The sequence below is a fragment of the Ruminococcus flavefaciens genome (genome assembly GCF_900119075.1).
GTDB lineage: Bacteria > Bacillota > Clostridia > Oscillospirales > Ruminococcaceae > Ruminococcus > Ruminococcus flavefaciens_Q.
On record NZ_FPIP01000004.1, the window covers coordinates 1 to 20879 of the forward strand.

General features: G+C 42.1%; 18 protein-coding genes. 14 read left to right on the forward strand and 4 right to left on the reverse strand.

Annotated elements, in window-relative coordinates; translation table 11 throughout:
* Window positions 1–463 (forward strand): VanZ family protein (locus BT105_RS07030; protein WP_072300067.1); only part of this gene is annotated, 463 nt, incomplete at its 5' end.
* 243 nt (window positions 464–706) lie between these two features.
* Here BT105_RS07030 and BT105_RS07035 read toward each other — a convergent pair.
* Complete coding sequence (locus tag BT105_RS07035; RefSeq protein ID WP_072300068.1) at window positions 707–1351, reverse strand: Crp/Fnr family transcriptional regulator; 645 nt, start codon at window positions 1349–1351, stop codon at window positions 707–709.
* Window positions 1352–1437: 86 nt separating this feature from the next.
* On the opposite strand from BT105_RS07035, the gene BT105_RS07040 reads away from it, so the two are divergent.
* From BT105_RS07040 to BT105_RS07055, 4 genes are all read left to right on the forward strand, one after another.
* The gene (locus BT105_RS07040; RefSeq protein ID WP_072300069.1) at window positions 1438–2133 is read left to right on the forward strand and encodes an ATP-binding protein; all 696 of its coding nucleotides are present in this window, start codon (window positions 1438–1440) and stop codon (window positions 2131–2133) included.
* A 14-nt stretch (window positions 2134–2147) separates the two neighbouring features.
* Complete coding sequence (hcp, locus tag BT105_RS07045) at window positions 2148–3776, forward strand: hydroxylamine reductase (protein WP_072300070.1); 1629 nt, start codon at window positions 2148–2150, stop codon at window positions 3774–3776.
* Window positions 3773–4246, forward strand: a complete 474-nt coding sequence (locus tag BT105_RS07050; protein ID WP_072300071.1) for a pyridoxamine 5'-phosphate oxidase family protein — start codon at window positions 3773–3775, stop codon at window positions 4244–4246. The genes hcp and BT105_RS07050 overlap by 4 nt, the downstream gene beginning before the upstream one ends.
* Window positions 4247–4389: 143 nt before the next feature.
* On the forward strand, window positions 4390–4926 hold the full coding sequence (locus BT105_RS07055) for a 3'-5' exonuclease (protein WP_072300072.1): 537 nt from the start codon (window positions 4390–4392) through the stop codon (window positions 4924–4926).
* Window positions 4927–5188: 262 nt separating this feature from the next.
* On the opposite strand, the gene BT105_RS07060 is transcribed toward BT105_RS07055, so the two are convergent.
* Window positions 5189–5869: an SOS response-associated peptidase gene (locus tag BT105_RS07060; RefSeq protein ID WP_242940099.1), complete on the reverse strand. Its 681-nt coding sequence runs from the start codon at window positions 5867–5869 to the stop codon at window positions 5189–5191.
* Between the two features lie 247 nt (window positions 5870–6116).
* Between BT105_RS07060 and BT105_RS07065 the strand changes: the two genes are divergently transcribed.
* Genes BT105_RS07065 through BT105_RS07085 form a run of 5 tightly spaced genes read left to right on the forward strand, consistent with a single transcriptional unit; the run spans window position 6117 to window position 13712 of the window.
* Window positions 6117–8870, forward strand: coding sequence for a DEAD/DEAH box helicase family protein (locus BT105_RS07065; protein ID WP_072300074.1), 2754 nt, complete (start codon window positions 6117–6119; stop codon window positions 8868–8870).
* A 3-nt stretch (window positions 8871–8873) separates the two neighbouring features.
* Entirely contained in the window at window positions 8874–10289 is a 1416-nt protein-coding gene (locus tag BT105_RS07070; protein WP_072300075.1) for a type I restriction-modification system subunit M, read from the forward strand.
* Window positions 10286–11713 (forward strand): restriction endonuclease subunit S, encoded by a 1428-nt coding sequence (locus BT105_RS07075; protein ID WP_072300076.1) that lies wholly within the window; start codon window positions 10286–10288, stop codon window positions 11711–11713. Before BT105_RS07070 ends, BT105_RS07075 begins: the two co-directional genes overlap by 4 nt.
* Window positions 11714–11725: 12 nt before the next feature.
* Window positions 11726–12493 (forward strand): PD-(D/E)XK nuclease domain-containing protein, encoded by a 768-nt coding sequence (locus BT105_RS07080; protein WP_072300077.1) that lies wholly within the window; start codon window positions 11726–11728, stop codon window positions 12491–12493.
* Window positions 12494–12503: 10 nt separating this feature from the next.
* Entirely contained in the window at window positions 12504–13712 is a 1209-nt protein-coding gene (locus BT105_RS07085; RefSeq protein ID WP_072300078.1) for a hypothetical protein, read from the forward strand.
* A gap of 230 nt (window positions 13713–13942) precedes the next feature.
* On the opposite strand, the gene BT105_RS07090 is transcribed toward BT105_RS07085, so the two are convergent.
* Together BT105_RS07090 and BT105_RS07095 are read right to left on the reverse strand one after the other, a co-directional pair.
* The gene (locus BT105_RS07090; RefSeq protein ID WP_072300079.1) at window positions 13943–14458 is read right to left on the reverse strand and encodes a relaxase/mobilization nuclease domain-containing protein; all 516 of its coding nucleotides are present in this window, start codon (window positions 14456–14458) and stop codon (window positions 13943–13945) included.
* Window positions 14446–14718: a hypothetical protein gene (locus BT105_RS07095; protein ID WP_072300080.1), complete on the reverse strand. Its 273-nt coding sequence runs from the start codon at window positions 14716–14718 to the stop codon at window positions 14446–14448. Before BT105_RS07095 ends, BT105_RS07090 begins: the two co-directional genes overlap by 13 nt.
* A gap of 697 nt (window positions 14719–15415) precedes the next feature.
* Here BT105_RS07095 and BT105_RS07100 point away from each other — a divergent pair.
* From BT105_RS07100 to BT105_RS07115, 4 genes are all read left to right on the forward strand, one after another.
* Window positions 15416–17233: a hypothetical protein gene (locus BT105_RS07100; protein WP_072300081.1), complete on the forward strand. Its 1818-nt coding sequence runs from the start codon at window positions 15416–15418 to the stop codon at window positions 17231–17233.
* Window positions 17234–17368: 135 nt separating this feature from the next.
* Window positions 17369–18130, forward strand: coding sequence for a hypothetical protein (locus tag BT105_RS07105; protein ID WP_072300082.1), 762 nt, complete (start codon window positions 17369–17371; stop codon window positions 18128–18130).
* 5 nt (window positions 18131–18135) lie between these two features.
* Window positions 18136–20454, forward strand: a complete 2319-nt coding sequence (locus BT105_RS07110; RefSeq protein ID WP_072300083.1) for a type IV secretory system conjugative DNA transfer family protein — start codon at window positions 18136–18138, stop codon at window positions 20452–20454.
* Window positions 20455–20588: 134 nt separating this feature from the next.
* Window positions 20589–20864: a hypothetical protein gene (locus tag BT105_RS07115; protein WP_072300084.1), complete on the forward strand. Its 276-nt coding sequence runs from the start codon at window positions 20589–20591 to the stop codon at window positions 20862–20864.
* Window positions 20865–20879: the final 15 nt, after the last annotated feature.

A 20879-nucleotide genomic window follows, 5' to 3' on the forward strand; every position in this document is an offset into this window, starting at 1 on the left:
GATCAGATTCAAGAAGTTTTCAGTAAAACGCGAACTTCAGATGCTTCTTGTATACATATGCCTTGTAGTTATTGCAAGATTTGTATACTTCCCGTTACATTTTGTTGACGGGAAAATAGGTACTCTAACGATTGAATTTTCAACTACATTGTCTGACATGATAAGTTTAATCCCGTTCTTTTTTCTCTTTGACAGATATGATGGATGGCTTATCAATATTATAGGGAACATAGCAATGTTTATACCAGTAGGAATAGTATGGCCTATCTGTTTTAGAAAGCTCGATAGTATCAAAAAAACTGTGTTTGCCGGTATTTTTTTTATTATCTTTATTGAGCTTTCCCAGTTGTTATGTACAGAAAGGCATACAGATATTGATGACGTGATACTAAATACAAACGGTGTTTTGATCGGAGCGTGTATTCTATTTGCTATACGAAAAAGTCGTAATGATGTGCCTTAGTGTAAAATATCTGAATGCCGCCCTGATGAAGGGCGGCCCTCTATTTACCTTACATTGTAATGAACTCCATCGGAGATCGGCTCTACGGCAACGATTATTTACATAGACGAAATGTACAATGTTTTCATAGAATGGTCGGACGGGAAGCTGTCCTCGTTCTCGGATAAACAGGTCTTGAAAGGCTTTGAAAAAACAGGAGCATAAAAAAGCGCAGATGGCTAAAATTGGTCATCTGCGCTTATGTTATATGATCTCAAAATGGTTCTTACTGCATCGTATCAGTCCGTTCCTCTGCATCTTGCTCAATTCATTTGATAGCACAGAGCGTTCCACATTGAGGTAGTCCGCAAGCTGCTGACGGTCAAAGGGTATATCAAACTCACGGGAATGCTTCTGAACCGATACGGTATTAAGATACGCCATAATACGTCCACGCACCTGTCTCGGAGCAGTATGAAAGCTCCGGCTCGATAGGTGCAGATTTTTTCTTGTGGTGATAGTGAGAAGATTTGCAAGAAGTCTCGCCCTTATCGTATCGTTGAGGTCAGCGAGCGACTTCATGCTCAGAAAAACAACAGTGCAATCCTCAGCGGCGCAGACATCGACCAGCATAGGCACATCAGACAGGAGTGCATAGCTCTCCGCAAAGAACTGCCCCTCGCCCACAAGGTTGAGAATCGTGCGGGTTCCCCACATATCGTTGCTCTCCACGGTAACGCTGCCTGCGGTCACAAAGCATAGTTTATCGGTGATCTCTCCCGAAGAAAAGATCATCGTACCTTTCTTATATTTCTTTTCGGCTGCATTAAGGGCTTTCAGAAGCTCAGATATTTCGGTATCATCAAAGCCCTTGAACAGTATCGAATTATGCAAAACTGAAATATCCATATTTTTCTCCCAAAATGTTGTAATTACAACATACTTTCTCCTTTGATTATACTATAATGGATACAGAAAGTCAAGGAGGTATGGCTATGATACGGAAAATCATTGAGATAGACGAAGACAAATGCAATGGCTGTGGGCTTTGTGCGAAGGCTTGCCATGAGGGAGCTATTGCTATCGTAAACGGCAAGGCAAAGCTCATGCGTGACGATTTCTGCGACGGCTTTGGGGATTGTCTCCCTGCCTGTCCTGCGGACGCTATCCACTTCACCGAGCGTGAAGCTGCAGCTTATGACGAGAAGGCTGTTCAGGCAAACAAGCAGAAGAAGTCTGCCTGCGCGGGTTTCACTTGCCCCAGCTCGGCTTTGCAAAGCTTCACACCGAAGGAAGCTGACAGCGATGTTCATGTTCTGGGCTGTCTGAGACAATTCCCCATACAAATAAAGCTACTGCCCACAAACGCACCTTACTTCAACGGTGCAGATCTGCTTATCGCTGCTGATTGCACGGCTTACGCCTACGGAAACTTCCACCATGATTTTATCCGTGGGAAGATTACGCTCATCGGATGTCCGAAGCTCGATGCCGTTGATTACGCTGAAAAGCTGACGGAGATATTCAGAAATAACGATATAAAGAGTATTACCCTCACAAGAATGACAGTGCCGTGCTGCGGCGGTATGGAGTATGCGATAAAAAAAGCAATCGAAGCAAGCGGCAAGGACATTCCGCTTAAAGTCGCTGTTATATCGCCGGACGGCAGTATCGTTGAGATAAGAAAATAATGGAGGAATATATCATGGAACAGAAAATGTTTTGCTATCAGTGTCAGGAAACAGCGGGCTGTAAAGGTTGTACCGCTTGCGGTGTCTGCGGTAAACAACCCGAAGTCGCAGCAATGCAGGACTTGCTTGTGTACGTTACAAAGGGGCTGTCTGCGTTGACAACTCAGCTCCGTGCAGAGGGACAGGCAGTCGATAAGGCTGTCAATCATCTTATCAGCGTGAACCTGTTTATCACGATCACCAATGCAAATTTCGATCTCGACAGCATTACCGCTAAGGTTACTGAAACACTTGCAGTCAAAGAAGAATTGCTCGGAGAGGTGCAGAATAAAGAATCACTCCCCGAAGCAGCTCTTTGGAACGGTTCGGACTATACCAAGAAAGCAAAGACTGTCGGCGTACTTGCAACAGAGAATGAGGATATACGCTCTCTGCGTGAGCTGATAACCTACGGCCTGAAAGGACTTGCGGCATATACAAAACACGCAAACGCTCTGCTGAATGATGATGAGGAGCTTGATGCTTTCTTACAGTTGGCTCTTGCTAAAACACTTGATGACAGTCTGTCGGTCGATGACCTTGTGGCTCTCACGCTGGAAGTCGGCAAGTACGGCGTTCAGGGTATGGCTGACCTTGATGCTGCAAATACTACAGCATACGGCAATCCTGAGATCACGACAGTTGATATCGGTGTCCGCAAAAATCCTGCAATACTGATCTCAGGTCACGATCTGAAAGACCTTGAAATGCTCCTTGAGCAGACAAAGGATACGGGAGTTGATGTTTATACGCACTCGGAAATGCTACCTGCGCATTATTATCCGTTCTTCAAAAAGTATCCGCATTTCGCAGGAAACTACGGCAATGCGTGGTGGAAGCAGAAAGAGGAATTTGAGAGCTTTAACGGTCCGGTGCTGATGACCACAAACTGCATCGTTCCGCCGAAGGACAGCTACAAGGACAGACTTTGGACAACAGGTGCCGCAGGCTATCCGGGCTGTAAGCATATTGACGCACCTTACGGCGAAGTCAAGGACTTTTCACCGATCATCGAACAGGCTAAGAAATGTCCTCCGCCTGCCGAGATCGAAACAGGCTCTATTGTCGGCGGCTTTGCCCATGAACAGGTATTTGCACTTGCCGATACAGTTGTAGAAGCTGTAAAATCGGGGGCTATCCGCAAATTCGTAGTCATGGCAGGCTGTGACGGCAGAGCTAAGTCCAGAAGCTACTATCAGGAATTTGCTGAGAAGTTGCCAAAAGATACAGTTATTCTCACCGCAGGCTGTGCAAAGTACAAGTATAACAAGCTCGACTTAGGCGACATCGGCGGTATTCCGAGAGTTCTCGATGCAGGACAGTGCAATGATTCTTATTCTCTGGCGTTGATTGCTCTGAAGCTGAAAGAGGTATTCGGGCTTGATGATGTAAATGATCTGCCTATTGTTTATAATATCGCTTGGTATGAGCAGAAAGCAGTCATCGTTCTCCTTGCGCTGCTGTATCTCGGAGTGAAGAATATTCACCTCGGACCGACACTGCCTGCGTTCCTGTCTCCGAATGTGGCAAAGGTTCTTGTAGACAGCTTCGGCATTGCAGGAATTACAACCGTTGACGAGGATATGAGGATTTTCGGCTTATGAGAAGAAAAGACCGTGAAGTGACCGATCTCAGCGAGATCATAGAGATCATGAAAAACTGCGATGTATGCAGACTGGCTCTGAATGATGACGGCTTTCCGTACATTCTGCCGCTGAATTTCGGTATGGCGGTGAACGGAGATAAGATCACGCTCTATTTTCATAGTGCTTTGGAGGGCTACAAGGTCGGGCTTATCCGGAAGGATAATAGAGCATCATTTGAAATGGACTGCAAGCATGAGCTGCAATACTTTGAGGATAAGGGCTACTGCACGATGGCATACGAAAGTGTGATCGGCAGAGGGCATATCCGTATCCTGTCGGAAGAAGAAAAACTGCCTGCGCTGAAACTGCTCATGGCACATTATCATGACGGAAAAGATATGCCGTTCAGCACGGCGGCGATACCGAGAACGCTTGTATATGCCCTTGAGGTCGAAAGCATAACAGGTAAAAGAAAGCCTGTAAAATAATTCTGACTTTGAATCCAATGGGTTCAAAGTAGATGATAGAAAAGCTCTCAGCAATGAGGGCTTTTTCTTTTCCTGCCGATTGACCTTTCGCCCGTGGTATGGTATAATTATCCTGAGAGCCACTGCAAGAGGAGTGATGTGAAATGGCAGTCTATATCGTGTTTGACGTTGAAACACCTAATCATGCGAACGACCGTATGAGTGCGATAGGAATAACAGCGATAAAGGATAACAAGATCGTTGCGAACTACTTTTCGCTTGTTAATCCCGAAACGCATTTCGATAGCTTCAATACACAGCTCACGGGTATAGATGCTGATAAGGTCAAAGGTGCTCCGAACTTTGCGGAGCTTTGGAAGAAGATAGAGCCAATTATGAGCAAGGGTATCCTCGTTGCCCATAACGCTGTCTTTGATATGAGTGTCCTGCGCTCCTGCCTGCGAAACTACGGTATTACATGGAAACCGAGTGTGGAATACCTTTGTACAGTCCAGATCGGCAGGCGCATCCTTCCCGATATGAAGCATAACCTCAATGTGATGTGCGATCACTACGGCATCGCCCTCGACCATCACAAGGCGGACAGCGATGCTCACGCTTGTGCGGAGATTCTGCTCAGGTACATGGAAAGCGGTGTCGATGTGAGTGGGTATGTAAAGAAGTTCGTTCTGTCACCATAAACAAGTATACAGAGCTGTTGCTGACATAGCAATGGCTCTTTTTCTTTTTGAAACGATGCAGAAATGAATTTTTGAATATCTGTTATGATATAATAAAATTTTGGTTTTCTGAGCAGAAGTGAAAGTTTGGCGTTCTGATTTGATATAATAATAGTTTAGGTGGGGGGCAAACGCCCCACCATTATCTATAATCAGTTCTCACGCTATTGCAAATATGAACGACATCCTTTTGAAATGAAACGGAGTCGGCATTGCCGACTCCTCATGCTGTAATGGTCTCAGGTGGAAACCGAGGATAATCAACTGCTCTCTCGAATACCATATTGGACAGTGCCTTCTCAACTATAGTACTGGGATCTCCGTTAGGGCGTATCCATTCCTTTACGTTTTCCTTATCCAGTATAAGTGGCATACGATCATGAATATCTTTGACAGTACCTGCTGCTTCTCGCGTTAGTATAGAAAACATAGGTGTCTGCATACCACTATGCTCTTCATATCTATAAAGTCCTGCTATATATGTTCTGTCTGACCCCTCGGTCTGTATGGCGAATTTGACCTTCTTAGTATTGCGATGCTCGATCATGCTACGGCAATCGTCCTCATATACTGGATATCCCCATTCATAATACCATGATGCAGGAATAACACACCTTCTCCTGTACCATGAATCCCGCCACAAAGGTTTACTGTCAGCGGTCTCGACGCGGCAGTTGGCAAGAGGCTTAGGCGTAGCTTTATACGTAAATCCCCATGCCATTGGAAATATAGCCATATTCCCATACTTGTTGGGCGCAAGAACAGGAGCTATATCTGCTGGATAAAGGTCTCCTGACATGATAAGGCTCTTACCGAGCTTAACCGACATCTCCTGAGCCAAAGCCATTTTCCGTACCTTTATGAGAACTTCAGCCATTTCTCTTGGTTCTATTCTTAAAGACATACACATGAAGATCACCTCCTATCAGTGTAAAACAGAATATATGTTCTGATTTATTATAGCACATATGTCATGTCTCGTCAAGATATGAATTGCATAAAAAGCAAATAACTGTCGGGGCTTAATGCCCCGGCTTTCATATATTCAATTCGTAAAGATTGTTTAAACTTTTTAGTCTGCTGATTGACTAATTGAGCAATTATTGATATAATGTATATAGGTATATTATCTTCCGAAAGGTGGTATGACTATGCTCCCAGAAGAGAAAGCTCGTGTAAAAATCGATGAAAAACTCAATAGAGCCGGCTGGTATGTCGTTGACAGGGACGAGTATGTTCCGCAGACAACTTCTGCTATCAGAGAAGCCCTGACTCAGGGCAATAAAGAAAGCGATTATCTTCTTTTCATAGATAATAAGGCTATTGCCGTTCTGGAAGCAAAGAGAGCCGATAATCCCCTTGGAGAAGATGTCGAATCTCAGGCTGAGAATTATGCTCGCACGCCACTTTCATGGTATGGATTGTGGGAAGATAACTTCATTCCGCTGGTATATATGTCAAACGGTGAGAAGATACTGTTTAAGAACCTTCTATCCGGGGATGAAGACTACATTGAAATTGATACGATGCATACTCCAAAGGAAATGCTTCGCCTGATTAAGCGTTCTTCTGAGTATGGAGCTTTGCCTAAACTTGAGAAGCAGTCTCTCAGAGATTGCCAGTTTAACGCAGAACTCAACTTTGAGAAGTCCATTAAGAACGGAAAGAAAAAGAATCTGGCAGTATTAGCTACCGGCAGTGGCAAGACCTACCTTGCTTGTCTCGCAAGCTACCGTCTGCTCAACTACACTTCCACTAAGCGTATACTGTTCCTTGTAGACAGAAATAACCTTGCAAGGCAGACCGAGAGCGAGTTCAGTCAGTTCAATATGACTGAGAATAAAAAAGAGATGAACGCTCTTTACGACATCAAAAGGCTCAGACATGAGGGCGATATAAAGGGAGATATCGTCATTTCTACTATTCAGAAGCTGTTCGCTATCATGACCGGACAGGCAGTAAGTGATGATGATGAAGATGCAGAGGATGAACGTCTCGCAGAAGCTGCTGAAAAGAAAGACGATACTGTTATTCAGCTTGGCGATGACCTTACCATCCCTCCGGACTATTTCCAGCTTATAATTGTAGACGAGTGTCATCGCTCAATATATGGTAAATGGAGAGCTGTCCTTGACTATTTCAAGGGTGCTAATATCCTTGGACTTACTGCAACTCCAACAGAAGAGGCATATGCATATTTTGATAAAAATATTGTAGAGAACTATACATATGAACACTCGGTTGTTGACGGCGTTAATGTACCTGCCCGCGTGTATCGCATCATGACTGAAGTCACAGAGCATGGCGGTTCTCTTGAAGAAGGTACAACTGTTACTGAGAAAGCGCGAAGAACAGGTTCGGATACAACATATGTCATTGATAAGGACAAAGAGTATGAAAACAATCTGCTGGACAGGTCCATAGTAAACCGTCAGCAGATATGTCAGGTTCTTGAAGCCTATAAGAAATCAATATTTACAGACCTTTATCCTGAGCGTGAGAAGTCATGGGAATATGTACCCAAGACGCTTATCTTCGCCAAGAACGATAACCACGCTACAGAGATAGTGGAAGCGGTAAAGGACGTATTCAAGTGTGAGTTCCCTAACGAGGAAGTCCCTGAGCATTTTGTTCAGAAGATAACCTACTCCTCTGAGGATTCCAATGCTCTTATCCGTGATCTCAGGAACGAGAAGGATTTCCGTATAGCTGTTACCGTTACTCTTGTAGCTACCGGTACAGACGTAAAGCCTCTTGAAGTAGTTCTGTTCATGAAGGACGTTATGTCTGAGGTGCTGTATACGCAGATGAAGGGACGCGGCTGCCGTGTCATTACTGACGATAAGCTGCGTGAGGTCACTCCCAACGCAGATACCAAGGAATGCTACTACATCGTCGATGCTATCGGCGTAACTGAACATGATAAGAATATTCCGGGGCCTGGCCCCGGACCCGGTCCTTTTATCAGAAAAATCACACTGGAACAGCTTCTCGAAAGGCTGTCTCATAATGAGCTGAGTGATGAGAACCTGCTCACGCTTCGTAACATCTGCGCTATGATAAATCGGCGTTATGAGAATAACATCTTCTTCGGGCATCACCTGCAATACTTCATCGACAACTTCGGCTATTCACCTAAAGATCTTGCTGTATCAATACAGGAGGCATTTGACAGCGGTCAGCTTCCGCCGTTCAACAGTCCTTCCGATGATAATAATATCCGTATGGCGCTTATAGACAGGCTCATCAGCAATATCCCTGCAAGGAAAAAGCTGCTTGAACTGCGTCAGGGCTACATACTGACTACAGACGAAGATCCCGATACTCTTATTAGTGCAGGCTTCTCAAAAGAGACTGCCAAGACTTATACCGAGAACTTCGAGAAATACATAAACGACAACAAGGACAGCATCGAGGCTCTGCGTATTATCTACAACTCGGAAGATACGCTGATAACACACTCCATGCTTGCAGACCTGCGTGACAGGCTCCTGTCTGAGAGCAGTCATTTCAGCGCTCCGCAGCTGTGGAAGTATTACAGGACGCTTGATTCGTCAAGCGTGGACGAGCTCGATGTCAGGGCTAATGCTAAGGCTCTCACGAACCTGATACAGCTTGTGAGGTACGCATACAAGAAGAATCCGAAGCTGACCAGCCTTATGAACGGCTTTGTGCAGCGTTTCAACCTGTACTGCGGTCAGACGCAGCGTGATCTTACTCCCGACCAGACAGACGTTATGCGGCAGATAGCTGAATTCATCGTCAATGACGGTGCTATCACTGCGGCAGAACTCAATGACATAGATGCCGACCTCTGGCGACAGGGCATCCGTGTATTCGGAAAGCCTCAGCTGTTCGGCGAGGAAATTACGGCATTATCAAGAATATTACTAAAGGCGGCTTAATATATGGCAAACCAGAAAACAGAATCGGCACTGCTCAAAAAGGTATGGGACATAGCAAACGTTATGTCCTCGGCAGGCGTTGGATTTACCGACTACATAACCCAGCTCACATATATCCTGTTCCTGAAAATGGATGATGAAAAGGAAGAATTCGGTCTCGGCAGTTCCATTCCCGAGGACTGCAAGTGGAAGGCTCTTATCAAGGAGAACGGCGATGATCTCGTTAAGAAGTATGAGGAGATACTGAAAACTCTCTCCGATGAGAAAGGTCTTATCGGTACTATCTTCACAAGAGCTACAAACAAGATAGACCGTCCCGTTATGCTCAAAAAGGTGCTTGATATGGTATCTGAGGAAAACTGGTACCTTATGGACGGCGACTTCAAAGGTGCTATCTATGAGGGCATACTTGAAAAGAACGGACAGGACAAGAAGAGCGGAGCAGGTCAGTACTTCACGCCAAGAGCGCTTATCTCAGCTATCGTGGACGTTGTTGATCCTAAGATAACAGAGACTGTTGCCGATCCGTGCTGCGGTACGGGCGGATTCCTGCTGGCGGCTTATGACCATATGAAGAAGCAGAGCAAGGACTCCGAAAAGCAGAAGTTCCTCAAGAATGACGCTCTTTTCGGTGCGGATAATACCTCTCTCGTTGTGACGTTAGCTTCGATGAACCTGTATCTGCACGATATAGGCACAAAGAAAAGTCCGATAGTATATCAGGACTCCCTGCTTGATACCTCGGACAAGCTTTATGACGTTATCATCACTAATCCGCCTTTCGGAACCCGTCCTCAGGGCAGTGTTGCCATTGACTTCGACGGACGCGGATTCATAGAGACTTCCGATAATCAGGTAAACTTCTTACAGCATATCATGTCTATCGTAAAGACAGGCGGACGTGTTGGCGTGGTTCTGCCTGACAGCGTTCTCACGGACGGAGGCGCTACAAAGAAGGTCCGTGACAAGCTGATGAAGAATTACAACCTGCATACTATCCTGAGACTTCCCACAGGCATATTCTACGCAAATGGCGTAAAGACAAACGTGCTGTTCTTCGACAAGGGCAAGCCTACAAAGGATATATGGGTATATGACTACCGCACCGACGTCAAGCACACAATGGCTACAAAGCCTATGACCAGGGCTCACCTTGACGAGTTCGTGGAGTGCTACTGTGCAGATCATATGCAGGACAGAAAGCCTACCTGCACCGAGGATAACCCAAACGGCAGGTGGAGATGTTTCAGCGCTGAGGAAGTAAGTCAGCGTGAGGACCTGAACTTCAAGTGGATAGACTTTACCGAGGAGGACGAGCGCTCTGTTGACGAGATAATCGGTGATATGCAGGCGCAGGCTGACGTTATCAATAACGCTCTGGCTTCTCTGAGGGAGATACTTGGAGGGATAAGCCTGTGATAGATACAAAAGCACTGAGAAGCCGTATCCTTGACCTTGCCATACAGGGCAAGCTGACAGAGCAGCTTCCGAGTGACGGTACTGCGGAGGATTTATATCAGCAGATACAGGCTGAAAAGCAGAAGCTGATAAAAGAAAAGCCGTTACCGCCTATAAAGAGCGAAGAAATTCCGTTTGATATTCCGAGAAATTGGAAATGGGTTAGGGTTAAGGAACTGACATCATTATTCAACGGAAAAGCATTTAAACCTTCTGATTGGTCGAACAATGGACTTCCAATAGTTAGAATACAAAACTTGAATAATGATAATGCGCCTTATAACCATTATGACAAACCAATCGAAGATGAATATCATCTTTACGGTGGAGAACTATTATTCGCATGGTCAGGAACACCTGGAACTTCCTTTGGTGCTCATATATGGAAGGCTAAGGAAGCCGTATTAAATCAACACATCTTCAAATTAGTATTTAATGAGAATTGCATTTATAAAACTTTTTTTATGTATGCATTAAACCATAGAGTTAGTTCTTTATTTGAACATGTACACGGTAGCGCTGGACTTCAGCATGTTACAAAAGGCGTTTTCGAGAATACCTTAATTGCACTGCCACCCCTCGCCGAGCAAAAGCGTATAGTTGAGCGAGTTGAGGAGATATTCCGTTTACTCGATACCATTGACGAGGCACAGGAGAAATACTCCGCAGATTCGCAGATACTCAAAGCAAAACTCATTACCGCAGGCATTCAAGGCAAGCTCACAAAACAGCTCCCCTCCGACGGCAGCGCTCAGGAGCTCTATCAGCAGATACAGGCGGAGAAACAAAAGCTCATCAAGGAAGGCAAGCTCAAAAAGGAAAAGCCCCTGCCGCCTGTCTCACCTGAGGAAGTGCCTTTCGAGATTCCGGAGAATTGGATGTGGGTGAGGTTGAGTTCACTTGGTACTTTCAGTAGCGGTAAAACACCTTCAATGGCTGAACCTGCATATTGGGACGGTGACATTCCGTGGGTAACTTCAAAAGATATGAAGACACGCATTATAAATGATTCAGAAATGCACATAACTGAGTTAGGTGCTGAGAATATGCAGATTTATCCAGCAGGTACATTGCTTCTTGTTGTAAGAAGTGGTATTCTTCGACGTATGTTACCTTTATGCGTATTAGGCGTAAATTCTACAATCAATCAGGATTTAAAGGCGTTTTCACTTTACGATTTATCAATATCTCCATGGCTTTATTTTGCTATAAAAGCATTTGAACCATATATATTGAAAAATCTCGTCAAAGCAATGACAACAGTGGAGAGTCTTAAATTTGATGAATTTGCATCAATGCTACTCCCACTCCCGCCCCTCGCCGAGCAGAAACGCATTGCTGATGTGCTGGAGAGGGCATTGGGGGAGATAGATAACAGGCAATAAAAGGAGAATATAATGACTGATGTTGAAAAGCTCAAAGAAATAATCGATGAGATTGATGTTCTTATTGAGCATAATGTAAAAGGCAGTACTCCTGAGTTTAAAGTATGGCATGATAAAGCCAAACGCTTTGTGTATCATCATTTCGGTTCTGATAGCCCTGAGTATGATAACTTTTCAAAGATAAGGTTTACTTTGGGCGTTAGTACTATAGGAACACCAGATTACAGCTATATTGAAAAGTGTAAACGAGATCTTATTACTGCAAAAGGCATTTTTCAGAACTATCTTTCTGAATTATTAGAAGATGGCTCTGACAAATCTGATGTATCAGATACTGAAAAAGACCTTGAACGTATCTTCGCACGTTTCAGAAAAGTTGCTGTCCAGCTTGCAAGGCGCTATGACGGACGTGAAACATTACGAATCACTGATGAATACGATGTGCAGGATTTACTGCATTCATTGCTTTCTTTGTATTACGATGATATTCGTCCCGAAGAATGGACACCGTCATATGCAGGCAGTTCGGTAAGAATAGACTTTGTTATTCCTGAGATAAAAACCGTTATAGAAGTAAAGAAAACCCGTGACTCCATGACTGATAAAAAACTCAGTGAGGAGCTTATAATTGATATTGAAAAATACCAGAAGCACCCAGACTGTGAGAAAATATACTGTTTTGTGTATGATCCAGATACAATACTGAGAAATCCTGCTGCTATCAAGAAGGATCTTGAGGAAAAGCATCAGGGGCTTGTAAGGGTATTTATTGAGTCATAAAGTATAGGATATGAATAAGCAAGAAAATGACAAAAAAGCCAAAGAGCTACAATGCCTGAATACTGCTATTCAAAACTGCCTCTCTCAAAAGGGTGATAGCAGACACATTGGAATGCTTATGTCAGGCGTTGATGTTGAACGCAAATCAGAGGAACGCCCTGATTTTATACGCTATATTGCTCCTGCAAATAAAAAGGACAAAGGTACAGTTGTAGGTATTGAACTCTTCAAAGTTGATCATATATCAAATCTGACTAAGAATAACAAGTATCAATCATTAGGTACAATCCATCAGAAAAGGACTTTTTCCTATTACAATAGATGGCGCGAAACAATTCTCAACTCAGATAAGATTCCTGAAAAGTCAATAACTGAGATGTGCGAGGTATTAAGCAATCACTTCAATAATGCAGCTTATGCAACAATTCACACCTTCTATGCAAGCTTCAAACAGGCTGTGGACATACACATGGCAAGCATTACCGAATACAAAAGAGCTATTAAGATTGAAGCTGACAAGAGAAATGCTGATAATAAGCTTATTGTCCTTATAGACATTCATTCCTCATTTCAGAACCTTTTCTTCCACCACAATAGGAATATTCATTTTGAAAACAGACCTGTTATGTTTATCCTTGATGAGTTTATTCAGCTCCTTGAAAAAGCGGACAACAGAGTGGACTATTATGTTCTGACCTTTGGAGATACGCTTGATACCAGTACACAAACAGTTACTATCAATGCCAAAGATATTCGTGGTTCTCTTAAAAAGCAGCATATACCTATATACCATTACTGTGGTGCCGATTTGTATCTTCCCAAAGATTTGGCCTTTGTTAAGGACTATAGCATGGAAATGAAGCATGAAGAACACGGTGAAGAAATAACATTTCAAGCTTTTCCATCAATGAGCACAATGCGTCCGGAATACAAGCTGAAGTTTATATATAGCGCACTAAGAATGGTCTATTACTATTATGCGAAAAAAGAGCCTGTTGTCTTGGATCTGGACGTAGAAAGAATGCTTGAGCTCCTTTTTCAACATATCGTGAGTTGGCGCAAATGCAAAGATGATAATTGGAGTTATGAGCCAGTATGTTTGGTAGCTCCTACGGTAGATTATATTGAAAAAGCTTTTGATGCATTTGATAAAAGATGGAAAATTAGCGAAATCCTTAATCAAGACCTTGTATCTTTATTAGATTCATACGATAAATAGGACACGTTTTCACACTGGGAAGCGCGTCCTTTTGCTTTTCTCAACCAGTTAGTCACAGCAGCAGTTTCTTTCAGAATATTGGCATTTCCATTGATAGTAAACAGCATCAAACAGCCGATCTCCCCTTGCGGGGAGACCTATTCATATATCAATATAGATACCGCCGTTTGATTTCATTTTCAGTATTGTAGTTATAGTTTTTCTTGTTTTACTTCAATTCTACGTTGTTTTTACTTTGTGGGATCCTCATATTTGATTACAGCCTTGCAGAAGTTTCCGGTCAGGTTGTGAATGAATATTGCTAACTGGCCAAGTTCGTAAATACCGCTGTGATAGAGCATCCCGGTGTAGATATCAACAGTGTTTACAACTAAATGCGCATGATAGAGGGAATTACCCTGATTTTCATAATGAACAGCTGTTATTACCTGATACTTCTTTCTCAGGTGCTGTGCGATTATCTCTGTAAGATTGCAGGCTGTTATTGAGTCAAACACCTTGTTTTTATCAAATGACACAACAAGGTGCATTACTGGATTATCGCCAGTTTTTCCGAAATACTCCTTCACTCCATACATCTGGGTGTATGTATATTTCGGGTTGGTATCGCATACGCCATAGCCTTTGGTCAGTATAAGTTTTTCTCCAGGTTCAAGCTTATCCTTATACACGTAATTCACGCAATGTCTGAAGTAGCCTGCTCCATCGCCGTTATCTGTTATACGCTTCTGAGTTAATATGTCCATAATTTGTTTCCTGCCTTTTCAAGTTCTTTTGCTTCCTGTTCGGAGTATTTTTCCAATTTCTTCACAGCTTCATTTGTGAAGTCCTGAACCGCTGCCATGAATGACGGTTTGTTGTCGCTTCCAGGATGTTTCAGCCTTTCGTTCATCACGGCATTAGGTTTAATGCCACGATCCTTAGCCTCTTCTTCAATTTCATTTGACAAAGCTTCTGTCATAAGTACCGTTTTGCGTACGGTCTTTTTTTCTTCGGGTTTTCTCATACGAAATTTCCTTTCAACTATAGTATAAATCTGGCGCGGATATTGTTATCTGACTTGAGACAACTCAGTGAAGTCTAAGAAGTATACAGATCGAATGGACGGAGTGGTGAGTTGAATCGAATGAGCTTGAGACTTGTGACTGTTACTATGCTACTGTACACATAGACTCGAACCATCATATCTATCATATCACATGTACCATCTCAAGAATTTTCTCTATTGATACATGTTACTCCATTCTGAACCTCTAAGACTCCTCTGAGAATACAGGTCGCTTCGCTCCAGATTATCATATAGTAATACTTTTTTACAAAAAATATCATGAATCTATGCCGCCCGTAAGGGCGGTTCATTAGTTACCTTATTGCTTCTGTTTTTTCATTCAGTTTCTTCTCATTAGTTGAGAACTATCATCAGCCCCTTTACTTCGATGCTGAGATATGATATAATTTAAGTGGACCCAGTGATCGTAACTCTCCTTCAGCTTTTGAGTGAGTTACCACAAAAAACACATTTGGTAGTCCGATTACGCTTTTTGAAAATTTTGAAATCCAAAAAGAGTAAGAAATGAGCACTTTTTGAACATTGCTTATCATGAATTTTTTGAAAAAACGTAACTGGCTACGGAAATAGTGATTTGCTTAAATCATTAGCATGAGTTCATTTAACTTAAAAGACTATGTGCTGAGGTGACTTTATGGGGAAATATGACATAGGCGCAAAACTGACAAATGAATGTAAATTGACAATCAAAGATCTTGCTGAAGAGATAGCTGATGAGATTGATAAAGAGATTGCTAATGAAGAGAGTGTAAAGAAATTACCATTCCCGGATGGAGTTGTTCAGGCTCTAAAAGATAGCAAAGGCTCAGGATTAGTTAATAAGCTAAACACACGCATTCATTTTGATGTTGAAAAAATTGCATCCAGTTCTAAAGATGAAAAGTTTCAGATGCTGAAGCTGCTAAAGGAGTTATACTGGATTGAGAAATTTGATATTTCTGATTATGTAAACAAATCTAGCTTCAATGCACATGGTAAGGTAAAGTTTACAGATGTACTGGCTAAGCCTAGAATGTCAAATGTTTATACGTATTATTCAGAAAGCTATAGCGTGTATGGAGATATTTTCAACGAGCTTATTGCTGATTTACGCTTGGAAGTTGATGATGCTGATGATCGTAAAACCATAATAGAAAACATAGAAATGTTCTGGCAGACTTTATCAGCTATTCAATATGACTATGTCATATCAGATATGGCTATTGATGATCCTGATATGGCTCTAAAAGAACTGAAGCGAATTAACAATGCTCTTGACAATTTACTTGATAAGATAGACTCCAAGGATGTTCATAATGATATACCATCAGAAGGTATCATGAAAACATTCTACAATATTCTATTATCACATGAGCGATTATGCTACGAATTCGATCGTATACGGCTCTCTGAGTTTAATGATGTTGACATTAACCCGAGTCAAGAGTATATAGACTTATTTAAGCAATATCAGGAAATACCTTTATCAATTTCTTCAATTCCATCATTGGCCGAATATCCCCAATTAGCGTATGATTCAAATGCAATTAATGATATCTTCAAGCTGTTTTCCTATTGTCAGGAGATAACTGATGAAGATTTCAAGAAATACAAGTATGCCTTTGAGAATTTTGAAACAGTATTGCGTTGGATTGAAAAGGAAAAAGAAGGTATGGACTTTTCTTCAGAAGTTCAGATTGGAATACTTGTACCAGTTATTCAAGAAATCGTATATGTTAGTAAGCACAGCAATAGTTATGATATACCTTGTGACTATTTTGATCATACAGAAAGAGAAAACTCGCTGTTGTCTGCGATCAAAAAACGTGACGATGAACTTAAACCTGGACTTGTTGATATATGGGTTCGCAGAATTGATACCAGATTCAGCTGCAATTTAGGCCTTCGTGATTTGATTATGGAAAAGAACAAAGCTGAAGTAAAGATGTTCAAGCTCAAAGAATACATATTCAGTATCCACAATATGAAGTATTTAAAGGCTGCTCATGAGTACTTATTCCACCAGGCAGCTATTGCACATACCAATACCAATACAACTATTGTAGCAGAAGATAAGCTTTACTTTCTTGATGTACTTCAAAACTTGCTCAGGTCAAATGAGATATTGATAAGTGTATTCCATAACGATTCCAGTATTCTTGATGATATGTTCAGAGAACTGATGTCAGAATATTCTACTTCTATCAAAGATACTTGTACTCTTACAATGAAGCTTAACGAAATAGCACATCAAATTGCTGAAAGTATAATAGACGCAAACAAGAAATCGGAAGCGATACCTGTTGAACTGTCTACTCGTTTTTTCATTGAAAAAAGGGATGGTAGTAGAAGAGAATGTCTTCTAAGTTGCACATTTGACAAAAACAGTAAAAAGTTATACGCCAATTGCTTTGGACTGGTGTATACTGATGAAGAAAAAGCTTTGCTTTCAACCTTAGGTTTAAAGATTTGATTATGTGTAAAAAAATAATGGTATTTCCTAATTGAGAAAACCAAATCAGATATCGTATAATAGTCTCAGGATCTTTTTGATCCTGGGGCTTTTCTTTTTTTGGAAGCTTCATTCTAATCAGTAAAGGAGGATACTATGAGAGATTTAGATCCAGTGGAAAAAGTGCTTGATGGATGGAATGTCGATTATGAGGCAAGATATTATATAATGCAAGCCGTGGAAAAAGTTGTTAAGGCCGATGATTACGAGCAAGCGGTTAAAATCGCTGCTCCAATCATTGAGAAGAGCGAAGAACAGATACGTCTCGATACTACCAGGGAGGTTAATCAAAACTATCTTATCACCAAGGGCGTGGAGATTACAGGTCTGTCTCCGTTCATAACAGAGACAATACAAGACAACGGTAAGGAATTGAATCGCACTAATTTCATCCCATATGTTACATACAACGATCCAGGCAGCGAGGATGTAAAGATGCTTTTTAACGATATTAACGGTAGCTGGTTTGTTCGTATTAACAACGGTCCAAATAAACTTGTATCTCGCTTCGTTGTTGAAGCATGTCTTATCGTTGATGCCAGTGAATCAGGATCATGCCGTGCTTTAGTTGTATTCTTAAAAGGATCTACGAAGCCGCTTATTTTCTGGGGCGGTATAATTACTTCCACAGATCTCAGGAAACAGACTCAATTCCAGAAGAAGGGGCTTGCTATGAGGAACAGGGACTTTTATCATGAGTCTTTTCTCAGGGCTCTTAGCATGTGCCACAATGTTTTCTTTCTAACGCTTCCTTCGCACGCCGGCTGGAATAATACTCCAGACGGCAAAAGAGTTTTTGTTTCAGCTGAAAACATGATTCCAATCTTGTCCGATTTGTTCTACGATGTAAAGGAGTGATAGTTGTGTTGGTTAAAATCAAGCACAGGAATGTATTTAACGATATTCATCTTGAACCTACATGGGAATCTATAGACACAATTGCTGATTCCTATCATAAGGCTTGTCCAAGTAGTCTGCCTGTTAAGGTAGGGACTGTATTATCTGTAATGAGCCGCTTGCTGCCTCAGCATAAAGAACTTGGACTTACTCAGGATAGAGCATGGGTGATAGAGACATCAGATGACGATACCGCCAGATTCATGACTGCTGTTATCCAGAACAGAAATCATAGGTCTGTAGAGCCTATCTTTTCGCATATGCGTATGACAAGTATTGTGGATGAGCTTAGCAGAAATGTAGATTGTACGTCTGTTTTTCAACATAATTTTGTGGTTGATAAATATTACGACCTCGAAAAGGTTCTCAAATTGATGTATAAGCAGCTTCATACTGCTCCGCTTGCTGAGAGCGTTGGAAGGACAGTCCCCATTCTTATCATTGATAGCGCAGGGGCTATTCCTGACGAATTTTGGTTCCATCAGCTCTCAATTAGCAACAGTATCAAGTTTGAAGACATATCTCCGATACAGAAAGTGTTGGGGGAACTTAATCATTGCGTTATTAAGTATGCAGAGGATAATCCTGATGCTATAAAGAGGGAGCTTAAAGAGGCAATAGGCGTAGCAAGAGAACAGATTGCTAAGTTCCCGTACAGAGTGCGCAGCAGTTCTGCTGTTATGTTCCTTTCGACAGCAAAATGGCTTGTTATGAAAGGAATCATGTACAATGAAGATATACAGGAAATGCTTTGTTGGCTTCAGACAGAAGTCAATAACAGATCAACTCTGAGCAAAGTTGTAGTGAAAGAAATTATTAGACTTCTTAGCAATGTAATATTATCAGGAAGACTTAAGGTTGGAAATGCCTCTTCTCCTCCTTACTGGAATCCAGATATGGCTTTCATAAGTAGCGATGGTGCTATTAATTTAACAAGACCATTATTTGTTGAACTGATCTTGTCTCAGTTCGAGGTTCCTATTGGCCATAACAAGGTATTTCAGGCCTTAAAAGCTGATGACCTTTGCTACGCAAATCCTGGGGAAGACATGAAGACACGTACAGTAAACGGCGCAGATGGTGCTAAGAATAAAATGCGTTTCGTATCACTTTCGAAGCGCCTTATGAGCGAAGAGGCTAATAGAATAGTTGACATGACAGTAGCATCTGATATGTTTCATAAGTTGGATAAGCCTATTGATAACTTTTTCCCGTTTATCAAGCATCGTCGCTTGGATATGGTAGCCGGTCAGATAATAACCGACTACAAACACGGTACACCGTTTGTAGCGGTAACAGGTGCACAAGGTTCTGGTAAGACCGACTGGATCATGATGCAGATGTTACAGCGTGCAAAAGCTGGAGATGTTGTAATTGTTCTTGACCCCACCAACGCCTTTTGTAGAGAGGAATTGTCTGCACATATGGTTCCAGATGAGATCATTGATGAGTACGTTGAATTCTGGGATATGTCGACTGATGGCTTCCCGGTTAATATTCCGGACTACGAAGGTTGTACTAATATACAGCAGAAGGTGGAAAGATTATCAAGTCTGCTGATTTCAGGCATGCACCTCACTGGCCCTATGCAGAAGCTCATTCTCGTAAGCAAGGTCAGAGAATGGCTTGCAGATAAGCCGATTAATAATACCTATGAATTACCCTCCTTGCGAACTATTATGGGTGAAACCGCAGATGAAAAGAAGTTGCGTTCAAGGATGAATGCGCTGTTCAGCACGGTTAATATGTACAGTGATGTACCATTTAGCTGGGCTGATCGCCTCTCTGCTAAAGGAAAGATACTGGTAATTTCAAGCGGTAATGCTAATATTAATGAACATGCTAACCCCTTTGATATAGTTCTGGACTCGCTCTACAGCTATAAGGATATTCATCGTGAGGAGAAGGTTACAATAATAATGGATGAATTCCAGACACTGAATCGTTACAAAGGCTGCACTCTCGAGGCTATACTTAGCCGTGGAAGAAAGCTTAACTTGTCAGCAATCCTTGCTTCGCAGGATTACACTGATAAGAAGGACCCAATAGGTCGCTTCTACGCTTATTGTGGAACCCACGTATTCTTCAGACCTCTTGGCGAAGAAGGCGTAAAAACGATAGCTGAACTTACCAAGCTCGATGCTAACGTTATCAGAACGCTTCCTGACTTTAGTTGCGCTGTTCTGGGGCCTATTTATAGCGAGTACTATCAGAAGAACATTCAGCTCAACTCAGCGATTGTGGGCGAAAACTACCGCCCAGACTACGTAGGCTCATACGATTAAAATGAATTAGAGGGCGGCCTAACGCCGCTCTCAAATATAATCAATATGGAGGTTATAATATGAATTATATCAAACATCCGCTGCTGTCCAAGAATTTATGATTAGCGATTAGAGAATGGCAGAAGTCAGTTGGAATGTCCGATGAGGACCTTGCTGCCTGCTTGAAGGTTAACGTCAGGACGCTGAAATCGTACGATATTTCGGCACACGGCTTGACTCTCGAAAAACTTGACAATCTCGCCAGTACTTATGGTGAGGAACCGTTAGTTTATGCATTCAACCAGTATTTGAATTACATATCTAACCAAATTAAAGTGCAATCAAATATTTATCCACAGGCAACATATACGCAGGCATCCACCGGTAATACCTTAGGGAGTATAATGGCGACTGCTGGTTTAAGTTATTAAACTAATGAGGAGGTG

Excerpts from the sequence above, each read along its gene's own strand:
- BT105_RS07035 (WP_072300068.1), bottom strand. The coding sequence starts at position 1,351 with ATGGATATTTCAGTTTTGCATAATTCGATACTGTTCAAGGGCTTTGAT.
- BT105_RS07040 (WP_072300069.1), top strand. The coding sequence starts at position 1,438 with ATGATACGGAAAATCATTGAGATAGACGAAGACAAATGCAATGGCTGT.
- hcp (WP_072300070.1), top strand. The coding sequence starts at position 2,148 with ATGGAACAGAAAATGTTTTGCTATCAGTGTCAGGAAACAGCGGGCTGT.
- BT105_RS07050 (WP_072300071.1), top strand. The coding sequence starts at position 3,773 with ATGAGAAGAAAAGACCGTGAAGTGACCGATCTCAGCGAGATCATAGAG.
- BT105_RS07055 (WP_072300072.1), top strand. The coding sequence starts at position 4,390 with ATGGCAGTCTATATCGTGTTTGACGTTGAAACACCTAATCATGCGAAC.
- BT105_RS07060 (WP_242940099.1), bottom strand. The coding sequence starts at position 5,869 with ATGTCTTTAAGAATAGAACCAAGAGAAATGGCTGAAGTTCTCATAAAG.
- BT105_RS07065 (WP_072300074.1), top strand. The coding sequence starts at position 6,117 with ATGCTCCCAGAAGAGAAAGCTCGTGTAAAAATCGATGAAAAACTCAAT.
- BT105_RS07070 (WP_072300075.1), top strand. The coding sequence starts at position 8,874 with ATGGCAAACCAGAAAACAGAATCGGCACTGCTCAAAAAGGTATGGGAC.
- BT105_RS07080 (WP_072300077.1), top strand. The coding sequence starts at position 11,726 with ATGACTGATGTTGAAAAGCTCAAAGAAATAATCGATGAGATTGATGTT.
- BT105_RS07085 (WP_072300078.1), top strand. The coding sequence starts at position 12,504 with ATGAATAAGCAAGAAAATGACAAAAAAGCCAAAGAGCTACAATGCCTG.
- BT105_RS07090 (WP_072300079.1), bottom strand. The coding sequence starts at position 14,458 with ATGGACATATTAACTCAGAAGCGTATAACAGATAACGGCGATGGAGCA.
- BT105_RS07095 (WP_072300080.1), bottom strand. The coding sequence starts at position 14,718 with ATGAGAAAACCCGAAGAAAAAAAGACCGTACGCAAAACGGTACTTATG.
- BT105_RS07100 (WP_072300081.1), top strand. The coding sequence starts at position 15,416 with ATGGGGAAATATGACATAGGCGCAAAACTGACAAATGAATGTAAATTG.
- BT105_RS07105 (WP_072300082.1), top strand. The coding sequence starts at position 17,369 with ATGAGAGATTTAGATCCAGTGGAAAAAGTGCTTGATGGATGGAATGTC.
- BT105_RS07115 (WP_072300084.1), top strand. The coding sequence starts at position 20,589 with ATGTCCGATGAGGACCTTGCTGCCTGCTTGAAGGTTAACGTCAGGACG.